Source organism: Pyxidicoccus fallax, assembly GCF_012933655.1.
In the GTDB taxonomy this organism is placed as follows: domain Bacteria; phylum Myxococcota; class Myxococcia; order Myxococcales; family Myxococcaceae; genus Myxococcus; species Myxococcus fallax.
This window is the reverse complement of record NZ_JABBJJ010000013.1, coordinates 45,747-57,927: the sequence shown is the minus strand read 5'-3', so window position 1 is coordinate 57,927 and position 12,181 is coordinate 45,747. Positions and strand designations below refer to the sequence as shown.

The following is a 12,181-nucleotide window of genomic DNA, read 5'->3' as shown; positions in this document are numbered from 1 at the left end:
CAGCAGGGGATGTATTCAGCTACCTGTACGCCCAGGGGGCGTCCAGGCGGGCTGGCGCTTCACCCCAGCCACGTCGATGCCGTCCAGCAGCATCGCCAATTGCGTGGCATCCAGCGGCACCGACTGCGCGTCGGCCTCCACGGGTGGCAGCCGGAAGCGGCCTGTCTCCAGGCGATTGTAGTAGAGGACGAAGCCGCCCCGGCTGAAGGGGAGGATTTTCACCCGGTCGCCTCGGCGGCTGACGAAGACGAAGAGGTGGCCCGAGTAGACGTCCTCGCCCCACGCGGTGCGCACCAGGGCCATGAGCCCATCAATGGACTTGCGCATGTCCACCGGCCCGGTGGCCAGCAGGATTCGCACCGCGGCGGCAGCGTCAGCACGCGCTGCGCCCCAGTGCCGCCACCAGCCGGGCCACGTAGTCCACGTCCGCGTCCGGAGAGACGGGCACCCGCACGCCGCCGACGACCACCTCCACGCTGCCGGGAGCGCTCGCCGCGAGCGCGCTGCTCACCTGCGCCGGCAGCAAGCGCACGGGCGGCTCGGCCCCCGCGCTCCCCTGGCGTCTACGCCGGTAGACCCACGACTGCAACGTGCTCAGGCGCAGTCCCCGGCGCCCGGCGAACTCTCGCTGCGTCAGCCCGCTGGCCTCGAACTCCTCAGCGACCCGCAGCCACTCCGGCTTCTCGACTCTCTTCAGCATCCGCCCAGGGATGACCCGCCCCGCTCAGCCAGGCAATGCCCCGCAGACACCGTCCGTCGGACGGATACCATCAATGAACCGGGCTGTTGGCGGTCACAAAGCGCAGACTCCTGGTCATCAGTTCGACCGGTTTTCCAGGGCTCCGGCGACCGCGTGCTCCGCCAAGTCAAGGGCAAGCTCGCGCCGCTCGGCGCCTAGCGGCGCCCCAATGACTCGGGGACCACGCGGCGACATAGGGCCACCAGCCAGCGCTCGGAGAGCACTGGCTTGAAGTCAGGCCCCTATCTTGACCATGACCAGATTCCCGCGCTTCTTGGCGACCATCAACCCCGGCGCCCAGCTCGTACTTGGCCTTCCTGTGTATGCGGAACCGTGCTCACCGGCGACTTCGACACCCATCGGAGATATGCGGTGGGCACCCCGGTGTCGGTTGGGCACCCGGGTGACGTGCAGCCACCTCACCTTGCGGGTGCCGGGCTGTGGCGCTGGCGCTTTCAGCGACCCGAAACGCGGGTAGTTCCAGTTACTTCGGGACCTAATTGTACGAGGGAGGTAACGTGCGAACCGCAGTTCTGGACACCAGCCGTTCAGAGCAGTCCACTCAAGCGGGGAGAGCTATGGTGCGTGTCCAAGACGGACAGCATTGCGAAGAGCAGGGTGCAGTTTAACTCCGGTTAGGTTTGCGCCTGTGAAATTTGTGTCTGCTGTTATCGTCATTTTAAGTGCTGGAACGACATCTCGTGCGAATCCGTCGAGGGAGGCTTCGGGAGGAGTCTCACTCCATCCCATTTTGCGTGCGCGCCTTTCTGGAAGATGCCAATTTTCTTGAAGCCAGCGCAACGCAGCACTTTCATTCGAGACCTGCCAGATGTGCACTCGTCCCAATGTCGCCCGCCTAAATCCACCAGTGTTCGCTTCGCCAAAATTTGCAGGCTGTCCCTGGGAGAGCAATTCTCTTCTATCAGGATCGTCCGATTGAGCGATGACGCAGTATTCTACCGGGCCGTGCCACTTTCTATTGAAGGTAGTGCATCTGTGGGCTAGGGATGCAACCTGGAATTGCCCTAGACTGAAGTCGGCACCGCCAAGGTTGGCACCGAAGAAGTCAGTGCTATAAAAGAGGGATCGGCCCATTTGGGCGTTGACAGTTGCTACTTCGGACATGTTGGCGCCGCTAAAGTCGCTCGCACCTGCCTCTGAGTTTGTCAAATCGGCATTATACATATTCGCGCGGATGAATTGCGCCTCTGTGATGGTCGAGCCATTCATTCGGGCCGAGTGGAGATCCGCGCCATTGAACTTGCATGAATGCAAATCGGCTCCCTCGAAACGAGCCCCTCGGAGGGTTGCGCCGAAAAACTCACCATTCTCAATTTCAGCGCCTTGGAACCGCGCGTCTATCGCCTGCACTCCGTGGAAGCGTGCATGAGTCAGGTCTGCCCCACGAAGGTCTGTTCCTTCCATTGATGCGTCATTGAATTGGGCGGCAAACAAGTACGATCCACGGAAGCTTGCGAAATCGAGGCGCGCTCCATTTAGATTGACATGGTCAAGGCGGGCTCCGTCGAAATTGGCGCCGGCAAGATCGACATCGGGAGGAAAGAGAATGTCTCCGCTCAGGTTCGACTCCTTTCCGTTTGCATCGAAAAACAAGAATGGCGCCTGCAGCCCCCTGAGTTCAGACCTTTCGATGTGTCTCAAGTCATACTCTCTCTTCCTGGCCACTACGGCAGGAGGCGGACGAGCCGGGGGAAGGTCTTCGGTCTCGCTGTCGACGCGCACGTTCCAAAGGCATGCGCCGAGATTATCCATTGAGGCGGGCCCAAGTTGATGGAGGACCTCAAGCAGCGCAGTGCTTACCTCTCCCTGTGGTCGGGCCTCCTGCAGGAGAACACTCCACGGGATAGATTCGTTCTTCTGGCCATAGTTTGATAGGCCTGCTCGCCTGAGTGCGCTGCGCATTCTGTCTTGACGCATGAAGGCTCGGAGCACTCCGCGCACTCGCTCAAGATTTGGGAAGTCTCTTGCTATACCCGCAGGACCATCAGCGTTGTTCTTGGCCCGATGGACACTCATCTGTATTGCATGCGGGATGCTTCTGAGGGCAAAAGTCTGGGACTCCTCCGTTGAGTCTGGATTGAGAAGTATTTCTGCAATCTGGCTGTGTGCCGAGTCCGCCTGTGCTTGCATTGTTTGAGCCGCTTGGTCCTGGAGGGCAATGCGGTTTTGCGTCTCAAGTAGTCGATTCTGCATATCGAGGCGCTCGATTTGCATGTATGAGACAATGAGACTTGCAAAAGCGACAGTTCCACCAAGCAGCACCGTTATTAGCCATATGGAGCTTCTGAGACCCCAGGTCGCCATGAGGAGCTTCATTGCCGAGAATGCGGCGTCACGCAGTTTCTTGAGGCGCTCTGCTCGGCCAGACTCCCAGGTCACCTCCCGCACGCCGTAAAGCCACACCGAAGCAGCTCGTTCCAATTCTTGCCCAGCGATCTCCTTGATTTCCGAGATCCTGCCTCCCGTGATACTGGAGCGGACAATCTGCCGCAGTATGAAGAAGACAATTGCGGCAACGAACAGGGTGGTGCTGATTCCCGCCAGATAGGGCAGTGTTGCGTTGAGAATCAATGGAATTAGCGAGTGGATAGTCAGGCGCTCCCAAGCTACTCCCATCCCAATTCCAAGCAGCAGCGTTCCGGCAATGCCCAGGAGGCGAGTCCAGGTGTGCCACATTGGCTGGTGTGTACGTTGAGATTCCACCGAAACGCCCGACTTCATGTCGCTCTGTTCGGTCATTTATGATGCCTTCCTTAGGGCGCTTGGTGATGCTGCTTGCGGGGCAGCAACTGGGAAAAAGGCGCCCGCTATAGATGCCGTGCCAGTCAAGCCGGGCTTCTTGCGAGAACATTTAAATAGACTGTGCCGAATATTAGTGGAATCCAGGCGGAACGTTGCAATGGGGAGGCCGTGCACGGCCTCCGCGCGCTATCTGCCTGCCGGAGTCATGCATCTTGCGACTTGGAGAGCGTGCGCTACACGCGATCCAAGAGCAAGGCACGGAGGCGCTCCGCCGCGCTGTGCAAGGCCTCTCCCGGGGCATTCGGGAGGGGCGCAGCCTCGACGCGCTGCACTTGGGGCGGTGTGGGCGGCGCTGCAGGGGGCTCCACGGGAGCCGAAGTGCCGAAGAGGCCGAGCTGCTCGACGTGGAGCATGGGCGGCACGGGCCTGTCGTCCACCACGGGTGCCGGGTGGTGCGGAGGGGCAGGCACGGACGGCTCCTCGCAGGCCAGGACAGGGAGAGGGAGCGCGGCGGGCACCGGGTACACCTCGGGCCGCCAGAGGCCGTCCCGGGCGAGGCGCACGCGCTCGCGCAGCTCGGGCAGCAGCTCCCCGTCCACCAGGGCGAGGCGCCGGCTGGGCGGGGCGTGCAGTGGCTCAAACACCGTCACCTCCTCCAGCCACCACGCTACCGTGCGGCGGCAGGAGGCGCCGGGCGGCCACCACCAGGACTCCGGGGCCGTCGCGCGGGCCATGTCGTTGCTGACGGTGGCCACCTCGGCCAGCCGGCCCACGGCGACGTAGCAGTCAGCGGGGAGGACGTCGCCGCCGGGCGCCTCCAGGCCGTATGCCCGGCGCATCCACTCCACGGCGGCGGTGTCGTACTCGCGCGTCGCGTACAGCGCGAGCCAGCAGCCCAGGAGGGCGTCCGGCGGGTGAATGATGCGGGCCTCGCCCTCATCCACGCCTCCGTCCGTGATGAAGAGCGCCTCCGCGCCGTGGTGGGTGAGTGTCCACGTCCAGGGTCGGGCCAGGGGCAGGTGGAAGACTCCCCGGCCCTGGCGCGTGTAGCGGTAGGGGCCGCCGAGCCGTTCGTTGTTCATGGCTGGAAGCCCTCTAGAAGGACGCGACAGGACAGGGCGGACTCGGCGCGCTCGATCGGCGGCGCCGCGAACTGTCGCCCAGGCTCAAAGGGGCAGGAATGCGATCGGCGCCCACAGCGCCACAGGCAGCAGCCACAATGCGGGACGGCTCATGGCGTCATCCCTCCCTGGGATTTCCAGGCGTCGTTCAGGCCGACTCGTCCGAAAAGACGAAGTGGCGCCTTGCACGTGACTCGCGCTGCTTTACGTAGAGTGGACATGGCCACACCTCAAGTCTTGGGGTGGCCCTTACGCGAGGTGCGGGTATGTACGTAATGCAGTGGGCTGGGCCGCAAGCTGCATGGCTGGATTGGGTGAGGTCGCACTGGCTCCGGCTCGCCGCCGGGCAGCGGGTGACTGCGCCACCATGGCTGCCGCATCCGCAACACGCTGGTTTCGAGCGTCCACCAATGGCGGAACCAGACGGCCAAGTGGATGACTGGGTCCTGTCGCTCAATGACGGTAGCCGCATCCACCTGCACCAGCAGGCGAACGGCATCTTCATCGCCCATCGGGACGTCACAGACCCGAAGCGCGGACTGCTGCCTGCGCTCTGGCATTGGGTGACCGAGTCGAAGTCCGGGAAGGTCGCTGCGGTCCTCGGGACGGTCGCCCTCATCGCGGGTCTCGCCAACCGGGAGAAGTAGCAAGGGCCACGTCAAGACCCTTCTGCGGTAACGGGGGACTGCCGCGTCGAACGGCCCGACACCGGTTCGTTCCGAGCAGGCAGCGGCCATTGCAGCGTCTTTCGCCCCGCATGCCACCGCGCGCGTAACGTGTTCCGCCACGGGAGGGGCGCTCCTCGGGACGGGCCAACGTGGGCACCTCGGGTGAACGGGTCGGGGCGATGCGCGCTCGCGGCGTCGCCTCACCTTCGTCTCCTTCCAGGCCGCACCAAACGTTCAAGGGGGACGGAGCCGGGCGCCCCACTGCGAGCGCCAGCTCCAGCGCAGCTTCCAGCTCCGCCACCTTGGACTGGAGCGCCTCGACGCTGGCCAGCGCGGCGTCGAGTTCTCGGGCCAAGTCTCGCGCCTGCTCCCGCGCCGCCTCGCGCGTCACCGCGTCGTAGTCGGCACCGAGCTGCACGGCGGTGCCCACCTGCTCCAGCCGGGACTCCAGCGTGACCACCCGCCCGCGCGCCTCTGAGAGCTGGGCACCGAGGGTGCCATTCTGCTCACGGAGCACGGCAGCCTCGAACTCCAGCCGCTTCCACGCGTCGGTGGCCTCGCGCCAGCCAGGAAGCAGGCTGTCCATCTCCGCCCAGTCGAAACCACCGCGCTCCGCGAGGCGCTCGACGCTCCGCTCTCGCCCGTAGAGCTGCGAGTACGTCGCCCACGCGCGCTCCGCCACCGGCCAGGGCACGCTGACGGGGCCCGGCTTCGCCTTCCTGTCCCGCGTCACCTGCAGAGGGAACTCCGGGTAGCCAGCGCGGACGCGGCGCACACACGCGGGGCAGCCGAACCGCGCTCCCGACTTGTGCTTGCACGTCACAGCCTCTTCCGGCAGCGCCGGGCCCTGCGGACACATCGACATGGTGCACCTCCAGAAAGACGCGGGCCCGGCCCCGGTGGGGGGACGCCCCGAGCCGGGCCCGTGGGTGGCGCCAACGTCGCGCCGTGAGAACTGCCCCGCCGAGCCCCATGCCCGGCGGGTGTAGTGAATGAAGGGCGGGGTTGATCGGCCCTGAGCCGCATTGCACTTGGGCCCGCCCACCACCACGACGAGGCCCCGCCCGTGCGGGCACGGGGTGCCGCCTCGGTCGCACAAGAGCGGCGTGAATCACGGCTCACGGATTCTTGAGGGCTATGCGGAGAATGCGCTCCATGTCCCCTAGATGTGCCGCCACGAGGTGCGGCAGTGGATCTTGCCGCGCTCACCGGGGGCCGCCGAGGCGAGTTCGGTGGACTGCTGTGGGATGACTTCCGGCTGGATGATGGTCCCACTGGTACCGTGCACTACCGGCGCAGCTGGAGCCGTAGCACCACGAAGGGCAGCAAGGAGAGGAAGGTGCCGCTGCACCCGGTTCTGCTGCCGGAGATTGAGCGGGCCCGCAAGGCGGCGACGTCGGAGCTGGTGTTCCCCGCGCCTCGAAAGGGCGGCATGCGGGATGAGGCGTGGCACGTGTCTCGCTTGATTCGGAAAATCGCAAAGCGCGCTGGCGTGGAACTCCCCAAGGGCACCACGTTCCATACCCTCCGGAAGACGTTCATCACCCACCTGATTCGGGATACAGGCGGCGACATCGCCACCGCCCAGCAGCTCGCAGGCCACTCCACCTCGGCAGTCACCGCCACGTACTACGTGGGCCGGGACGTGGAGCACCAAGCGAACCGCGTTGCCGCGACTCGTCTAGTGGACGTCGCAGCGGCCGAGCACACCGCAGACACACGGGCACCAGCCATCACGGCTGCCCGCCAACGTAGCACCAGAAAGGAGCAGGAAATGCAGGGGGTTACGACTCCGACTGCCCGCGCCGCAGGCCCAGGGCCTTCATCTTCTTGTAGAAGTGCCCACGCTCCAGGTCGAGGATCCGCGCCGCTTCCGTCACGTTGTCGTGCGTGTGCGCGAGCACGTGGAGGATGATTTCCCGCTCCGCGTCCTCCACCTGCTCACGGAAGGTCCGGTCCACCCGGGGGCGGAAGCCCGTCGGAGCCGGTGCCGGAGCCGCCGTCGGAGCCGGCGTCGCGAGCGCCGGAGCGGGAGTGCTGGCCGCCACCATGAGTTCGGCCTCGGAAGGCATGGGGGAGGGCGGAGCCGCCACGGCCGCCGTGCCGTTCTCCACCACCGGAGGCACCACCACCGCCCGTCCCCGGGGCAGCAATTCCAGCGCATCCGTCCGGCTGATCACCGGCCCTTCACACAGAATCGCCAGCCGCTCCACCAGGTTGCGCAACTCACGCACGTTGCCCGGATAGTCATACGCGCTCATCACCGCGAGCGCCTCGGGTGACAGCGTCAGCGGCCGGCGTCCATTCTTCGCGCAGGCCTCGCCGAGGAACGTGTTGATGAGGTCCGGCAGGTCCTCCCGCCGCTCGCGCAGCGGCGGCGAGTGAATCTGGACGACGTTGATGCGGTAATACAGGTCCTCGCGGAACCGCCCGGCGGCGATCTCCTTCTCCAGGTTCTTGTTCGTCGCCGCGATGACGCGCACGTCCACCTTGAGCGTCTCCGCCCCGCCCACGCGCTCCAGCTCACCCTCCTGCAGCACGCGCAACAGCTTCGCCTGCATCGCCGGAGGCATGTCGCCAATCTCGTCGAGGAACAGCGTGCCCTCGTGCGCCAGCTCGAACTTGCCCCGGCGCACGCTCACCGCGCCCGTGAAGGCGCCCTTCTCGTGTCCGAACAGCTCGCTCTCGATGAGCTCGTGCGGCACCGCCGCGCAGTTGAGCTTCACGAACGGCTGGCCCTTGCGCCGTGAATTCTGATGCAGCGCCCGGGCAATCAGCTCCTTCCCCGTGCCGTTCTCACCGGTGATCAGCACCCGCCCCTCCGAGGGCGCCGTGCGCTGAATCAACGAGAAGATGCGCTGCATGGCCGGCCCGCTGCCCACCATGTCGTAGCGCCCGAGCTGCGCCCGCAGCTCCTGCAGCTCCTCCATGGCCGCCTGGTGCTTGAGCACGTTGCGCAGCGCCACCAGCATCCGCTCGCGGGCGATGGGCTTCTCCAGGAAGTCCCGCGCCCCCAGCTGCGTCGCCTTCACCGCCGTGTCGATGGTGCCGTGCCCCGACATCATGATGACCGGCAGCTCCGGCTTCAGCTCCGTCAGCCGCGCCAGCGCCGTCAGCCCGTCCATGTCCGGCATCTTCACGTCCATCAACACCGCGTCCACCGGCCGTGCGCTCACCACGTCCAGCGCCACCTGCCCGCTGCTGGCCAGGTGCGTCTGATACCCCGCCAGCTGCAGCGACTGGCTCAGGGTGAGGAGGATGTTCTTCTCGTCGTCGACGATGAGGACGGAGGCGGGCATGGAGGGCGCTCCCGACGGCGGGCCACGGCTCGCGGCCACCGCGTGGGTCAGTGACACAATTTCACGGAAAATATTTGGAGATTCAAGGGTTTCGGGGCGCGCCCGGGGTGTCTGAGACGGGACAAATGCTTTGACTCGTTTCGGGACTGCGACTAGACGCGACGCACGTGCCCGAACGAGCGGGCGTGCTTTCGTTTTTCATGAATTCGGGAGGAATGATGCGTCGGATTACCCTTTGGGCGGGGCTCTCCCTCGCCATGGCCGTGCTGACCGGCTGCCCCCCTTCGTACCCCAACTGCAAGGACGACTCGACCTGCACCGAGCGGGGCGAGGTCTGCGTCCAGGGGACGTGCCAGGAGTGCGCGACCGACGCGAACTGCAAGGAGGGCTTCACCTGCCAGAACAACAAGTGCGCCCCCAAGCCGCCCGAGTGCACCACGGACGCGGCCTGTGGCGATGGCCGCATCTGTGAGGCCGGCAAGTGCGCCGAGGCCCAGTGCAAGGACGACACGGCGTGCCCCGGTGGCGGCAAGTGCCAGGCCGGCCGTTGCCAGGCCCCCACGGACACCTGCTCCGCCAACACCGACTGCGGTGAGGGCCAGGAGTGCCAGGCCGGCAAGTGCGTGACGGCCGCCGCGGACCGCTGCGACTGGAGCCCCATCCGCTTCGGCTTCAACGAGTCCTCCCTGTCCTCCGAGGCCCAGCAGCGCCTGTCCGACCTGGCCAACTGCATGAAGACCGGCCAGCAGGGCCGCCTCACGCTCGCCGGCCACGCCGACGAGCGGGGGACCGAGGAGTACAACCTCCAGCTCTCCAACCGCCGCGCCGCGTCCGTGAAGCGCTACCTGACGGACCTGGGCGTCCCGGCGAAGCAGCTCAACACGGTGGGTTATGGTGAGACCCGCCCCGCCAGCAACGCTTCCTCGGAAGATGCCTGGTCCGAGAACCGCCGCGTCGAGTTCGAGCGCTAGTCTGAGGTAGGCTGCGCGCCTCATGGCCGTCCACGAGCCTGAAGCGCGTCAGTCCTATCTCGTCTTCGCCTGCGGCAGCAGCTGGTACGCGGTACCCGCGGAGAGCGCGGCGGAGGTCGTCACCTTCCCCGAGCTCACGCGGGTGCCCGGTGCCCCGGCCCACCTGCTCGGCGTGTTCGCCCACCGTGGAGAGGTCATCCCGGTGGTGGACATGGGCCTGCTGGTGGGCGGGGCCAGTCAGTCCTCGCGGCGGGCGGTGCTGGTTCGCCTGCCGCGCGGCACCCTCGCCCTCACGGCCAGCACGGTGGCCGGCGTCTCCCCGGTGACGGGCACGCTGGAGCCCCTGGGCCCCACCGGCGTCCACGTCCACCTGCGCGGCCCCGCCAAGAGCGGCCCCCGGGACGTGGCCGTCATCGACCCCGAAGGCCTCTTCGACCACCTCAGCCAGGGGGCCTGAGCCATGGTCCCCCTCAGCGTCCGGGGCATGCTCCTGTGCCACGCGGGGCCCCATCGCCTCGCGTTCCACGCGCACGAGGTGGCCTCCATCACCTCGCCGGAAGGGTGGGCGGCGCCCTCGGCCCGGCGCGCCTTCCATTCACCGGACGGCGCCGCGCGCGTGCTGGTGTCCGCCGCCGGAGGCGCGGTGGGCGTGGACACGCTCGAAATCGAGGCGGAGGCCCACCCGGTGCTGCCCGCGCCGGCTGTGGCGGTGCGCGCCTCGGGCGGCAGCCTCCAGGGCTTCGTCCTGGTGCAGGGAAAGCTCTGGCCGCTGATGGGGCTGGTGGACTTCGAGCGCTTCCTGCGAGGGCTCGTCGGGGAGGCGGCATGAAGGCGCCGGAGGGACTCTCGGGGCTGGCGCGGTGGATGTCGCTGCCCGCGTTGCTGGGCAGTGGCGCGGGCATCGTGCTGGCGCTCTTGCACGGGTGGCTGACGACCGCCGTGCCGCAAGGGGCCTGGGGCCTGCTCCTGGCGCTCGTGTCCGCGTCATTGACGGGCTCGCTGTGGCTGCTCCACCTGAATGCCCGGCGGGTGCTGCGCACGCTGGCGGCGCTGGGCGAGGGACGGCTGCGGCCCACGCCGGAGTACCTGCGCACCGCGCTCCTGGAGGCCCGCGCCTTTCCCGAGCGCTGCTTCGCCTTCATCCTCCAGAACTGGCTGGGCGGCTCGCTGCTGATGGCCCTGGTCTTCGTGCCGCTGGCGGGCACGTCGTGGACGCTGGGGCTGCGCATCGTGTTGATGGGCGCCTCGCTGGGGCCGCTGAGCGCGCTGCTCGTCTACCTGCTGGTGGCGCGCCGCGGGCGCCGGGCGGTGGAGGTGATTGCCGCGCAGGGGCTGTCCCCGCTGGAGGTGGTGGCCGCGGCGCCGCCCCGGCGCATGCACATCCGCCGGCGCATGGTGCTCTTCATCGCCATCGCCGTGCTGTGCCCGTCCATCTTCATCCTGGACGCGTCCGTCTCCCGCACGCTCCGGGCCGTGGACCAGGTGGTGGCGTCGTCCGACCGCGAGGTCCGGGAAGCCGCCTTCGAGGCGGCCCATGACGGCCGGGGCATGGGGGTGGCGGGGCTCGTCACCCTGCTGGTGATGCTCACCGCCTACCTGGGCGGCACCGTCATCGCCGAGCCGCTGCGCTCGATAACGGAGGACGCCACGCGCATCGCCCAGGGAGACCTGCGCCCGCCGCGCGTCATCGCCGCGGAGGACGAGGTGTGGGCCACCTCGGCCGCCTTCGCGCAGATGCAGGCGCAGCTCGGGCAGGCGCTCCTCCAACTGCGCCGCGCCGGCCTGCAGATATCCACCACCACCGAGCAGCTCGTGGCCACCTCTGGCGAGCAGGAGTCCGGCGCGGACGAGCAGGCCGGCTCGCTCAACGTGACGAGCGCCACCACGGAGGAGCTGGCGCGCTCGGCGCAGCAGATTGCCGGCAACGCCGAGTCCGTGTCCGCCATCGCCGAGACGACCTTCACCGCCGCGCAGACGGGCCAGCGCGGCGCCGCCGCCTTCCTGGGCGCCATGCAGCGCATGAAGCATGACAACCAGGCCATCGCCGATGCCGTGGTGCGCCTCAACAAGCGCGTGCAGCAGATTGGCAAGGTGGTGGAGTTCATCAACGAGATTGCCGACAAGTCGGACCTGCTGGCGCTCAACGCGGAGCTGGAAGGCACGAAGGCGGGCGAGGTGGGCCGGGGCTTCTCGCTGGTGGCCGCGGAGATGCGGCGCCTGGCGGAGAACGTCATCCGCTCCACCAAGGCGATTGAACAGCTCATCGAGGAGATTCGCGACGCGACGCACGCGGCGGTGATGGCCACCGAGGCGGGGCTGAAGACGACGGAGGCGGGCACGGTGCTGGCGGCGCAGGTGGACGAGAGCCTGAGCCTCATCCTGGAGCTGGCGCGGCAGACGTCCCACGCGGTGCGCAGCATCTCGCTGGCCACGCAGCAGCAGCAGACGGGCACGGACCAGCTCGCCGCCGCCATGGGCGACATCCTCCGCGTCACCGAGCAGAACTCGGCGGCCACCAAGCAGATGGCCGCGGCCAACGCGGACCTGGCCGCGCTGGCGCGTGATTTGAAGCGGGTGGTGGAGCGCTTCCACGTGGGTGCCACCGAGGAGGCGTGAGGGG

General features: G+C 67.3%; 11 protein-coding genes and 1 pseudogene. 6 read left to right on the top strand and 6 right to left on the bottom strand.

Annotated elements, in window-relative coordinates; translation table 11 throughout:
• Nucleotides 1–15: 15 nt before the first annotated feature.
• The 4 genes from tnpB to HG543_RS04605 form a co-directional block, all read right to left on the bottom strand.
• The gene (tnpB, locus tag HG543_RS04620; protein ID WP_211193729.1) at nt 16–360 is read right to left on the bottom strand and encodes an IS66 family insertion sequence element accessory protein TnpB; all 345 of its coding nucleotides are present in this window, start codon (nt 358–360) and stop codon (nt 16–18) included.
• 13 nt (nt 361–373) lie between these two features.
• Nucleotides 374–700 (bottom strand): IS66 family insertion sequence element accessory protein TnpA, encoded by a 327-nt coding sequence (tnpA, locus tag HG543_RS04615; RefSeq protein WP_169343420.1) that lies wholly within the window; start codon nt 698–700, stop codon nt 374–376.
• A gap of 615 nt (nt 701–1,315) precedes the next feature.
• Nucleotides 1,316–3,499 carry a pentapeptide repeat-containing protein gene (locus HG543_RS04610; RefSeq protein WP_169343419.1) on the bottom strand — a complete coding sequence of 728 codons (2,184 nt, stop codon included), beginning with the start codon at nt 3,497–3,499 and terminating at the stop codon, nt 1,316–1,318.
• 236 nt (nt 3,500–3,735) lie between these two features.
• Nucleotides 3,736–4,584 carry a hypothetical protein gene (locus tag HG543_RS04605; RefSeq protein WP_211193728.1) on the bottom strand — a complete coding sequence of 283 codons (849 nt, stop codon included), beginning with the start codon at nt 4,582–4,584 and terminating at the stop codon, nt 3,736–3,738.
• 470 nt (nt 4,585–5,054) lie between these two features.
• On the opposite strand from HG543_RS04605, the gene HG543_RS04600 reads away from it, so the two are divergent.
• The gene (locus HG543_RS04600; protein ID WP_169343418.1) at nt 5,055–5,270 is read left to right on the top strand and encodes a hypothetical protein; all 216 of its coding nucleotides are present in this window, start codon (nt 5,055–5,057) and stop codon (nt 5,268–5,270) included.
• On the opposite strand, the gene HG543_RS04595 is transcribed toward HG543_RS04600, so the two are convergent.
• The gene (locus tag HG543_RS04595) at nt 5,239–6,156 is read right to left on the bottom strand and encodes a hypothetical protein (protein WP_169343417.1); all 918 of its coding nucleotides are present in this window, start codon (nt 6,154–6,156) and stop codon (nt 5,239–5,241) included. The genes HG543_RS04600 and HG543_RS04595 overlap by 32 nt on opposite strands.
• 303 nt (nt 6,157–6,459) lie before the next feature.
• On the opposite strand from HG543_RS04595, the pseudogene HG543_RS56970 reads away from it, so the two are divergent.
• Nucleotides 6,460–6,912 (top strand): annotated as a pseudogene (locus HG543_RS56970) (tyrosine-type recombinase/integrase); the annotation flags it as partial.
• Nucleotides 6,913–7,075: 163 nt separating this feature from the next.
• On the opposite strand, the gene HG543_RS54970 reads toward HG543_RS56970, so the two are convergent.
• Nucleotides 7,076–8,590: a sigma-54-dependent transcriptional regulator gene (locus HG543_RS54970; RefSeq protein ID WP_169343416.1), complete on the bottom strand. Its 1,515-nt coding sequence runs from the start codon at nt 8,588–8,590 to the stop codon at nt 7,076–7,078.
• Nucleotides 8,591–8,808: 218 nt separating this feature from the next.
• On the opposite strand from HG543_RS54970, the gene HG543_RS04585 reads away from it, so the two are divergent.
• Genes HG543_RS04585 through HG543_RS04570 form a run of 4 tightly spaced genes read left to right on the top strand, consistent with a single transcriptional unit; the run spans nt 8,809 to nt 12,177 of the window.
• Nucleotides 8,809–9,561 carry an OmpA family protein gene (locus HG543_RS04585; RefSeq protein WP_169343450.1) on the top strand — a complete coding sequence of 251 codons (753 nt, stop codon included), beginning with the start codon at nt 8,809–8,811 and terminating at the stop codon, nt 9,559–9,561.
• 22 nt (nt 9,562–9,583) lie between these two features.
• The gene (locus tag HG543_RS04580; RefSeq protein WP_169343415.1) at nt 9,584–10,018 is read left to right on the top strand and encodes a chemotaxis protein CheW; all 435 of its coding nucleotides are present in this window, start codon (nt 9,584–9,586) and stop codon (nt 10,016–10,018) included.
• 3 nt (nt 10,019–10,021) lie between these two features.
• On the top strand, nt 10,022–10,390 hold the full coding sequence (locus tag HG543_RS04575) for a protein CrdC (protein WP_169343414.1): 369 nt from the start codon (nt 10,022–10,024) through the stop codon (nt 10,388–10,390).
• Entirely contained in the window at nt 10,387–12,177 is a 1,791-nt protein-coding gene (locus tag HG543_RS04570) for a methyl-accepting chemotaxis protein (RefSeq protein ID WP_169343413.1), read from the top strand. The genes HG543_RS04575 and HG543_RS04570 overlap by 4 nt, the downstream gene beginning before the upstream one ends.
• Nucleotides 12,178–12,181 lie beyond the last annotated feature (4 nt).

Excerpts from the sequence above, each read along its gene's own strand:
- tnpA (WP_169343420.1), bottom strand. The coding sequence starts at position 700 with ATGCTGAAGAGAGTCGAGAAGCCGGAGTGGCTGCGGGTCGCTGAGGAG.
- HG543_RS04610 (WP_169343419.1), bottom strand. The coding sequence starts at position 3,499 with ATGACCGAACAGAGCGACATGAAGTCGGGCGTTTCGGTGGAATCTCAA.
- HG543_RS04605 (WP_211193728.1), bottom strand. The coding sequence starts at position 4,584 with ATGAACAACGAACGGCTCGGCGGCCCCTACCGCTACACGCGCCAGGGC.
- HG543_RS04595 (WP_169343417.1), bottom strand. The coding sequence starts at position 6,156 with ATGTCGATGTGTCCGCAGGGCCCGGCGCTGCCGGAAGAGGCTGTGACG.
- HG543_RS54970 (WP_169343416.1), bottom strand. The coding sequence starts at position 8,590 with ATGCCCGCCTCCGTCCTCATCGTCGACGACGAGAAGAACATCCTCCTC.
- HG543_RS04585 (WP_169343450.1), top strand. The coding sequence starts at position 8,809 with ATGCGTCGGATTACCCTTTGGGCGGGGCTCTCCCTCGCCATGGCCGTG.
- HG543_RS04580 (WP_169343415.1), top strand. The coding sequence starts at position 9,584 with ATGGCCGTCCACGAGCCTGAAGCGCGTCAGTCCTATCTCGTCTTCGCC.
- HG543_RS04575 (WP_169343414.1), top strand. The coding sequence starts at position 10,022 with ATGGTCCCCCTCAGCGTCCGGGGCATGCTCCTGTGCCACGCGGGGCCC.
- HG543_RS04570 (WP_169343413.1), top strand. The coding sequence starts at position 10,387 with ATGAAGGCGCCGGAGGGACTCTCGGGGCTGGCGCGGTGGATGTCGCTG.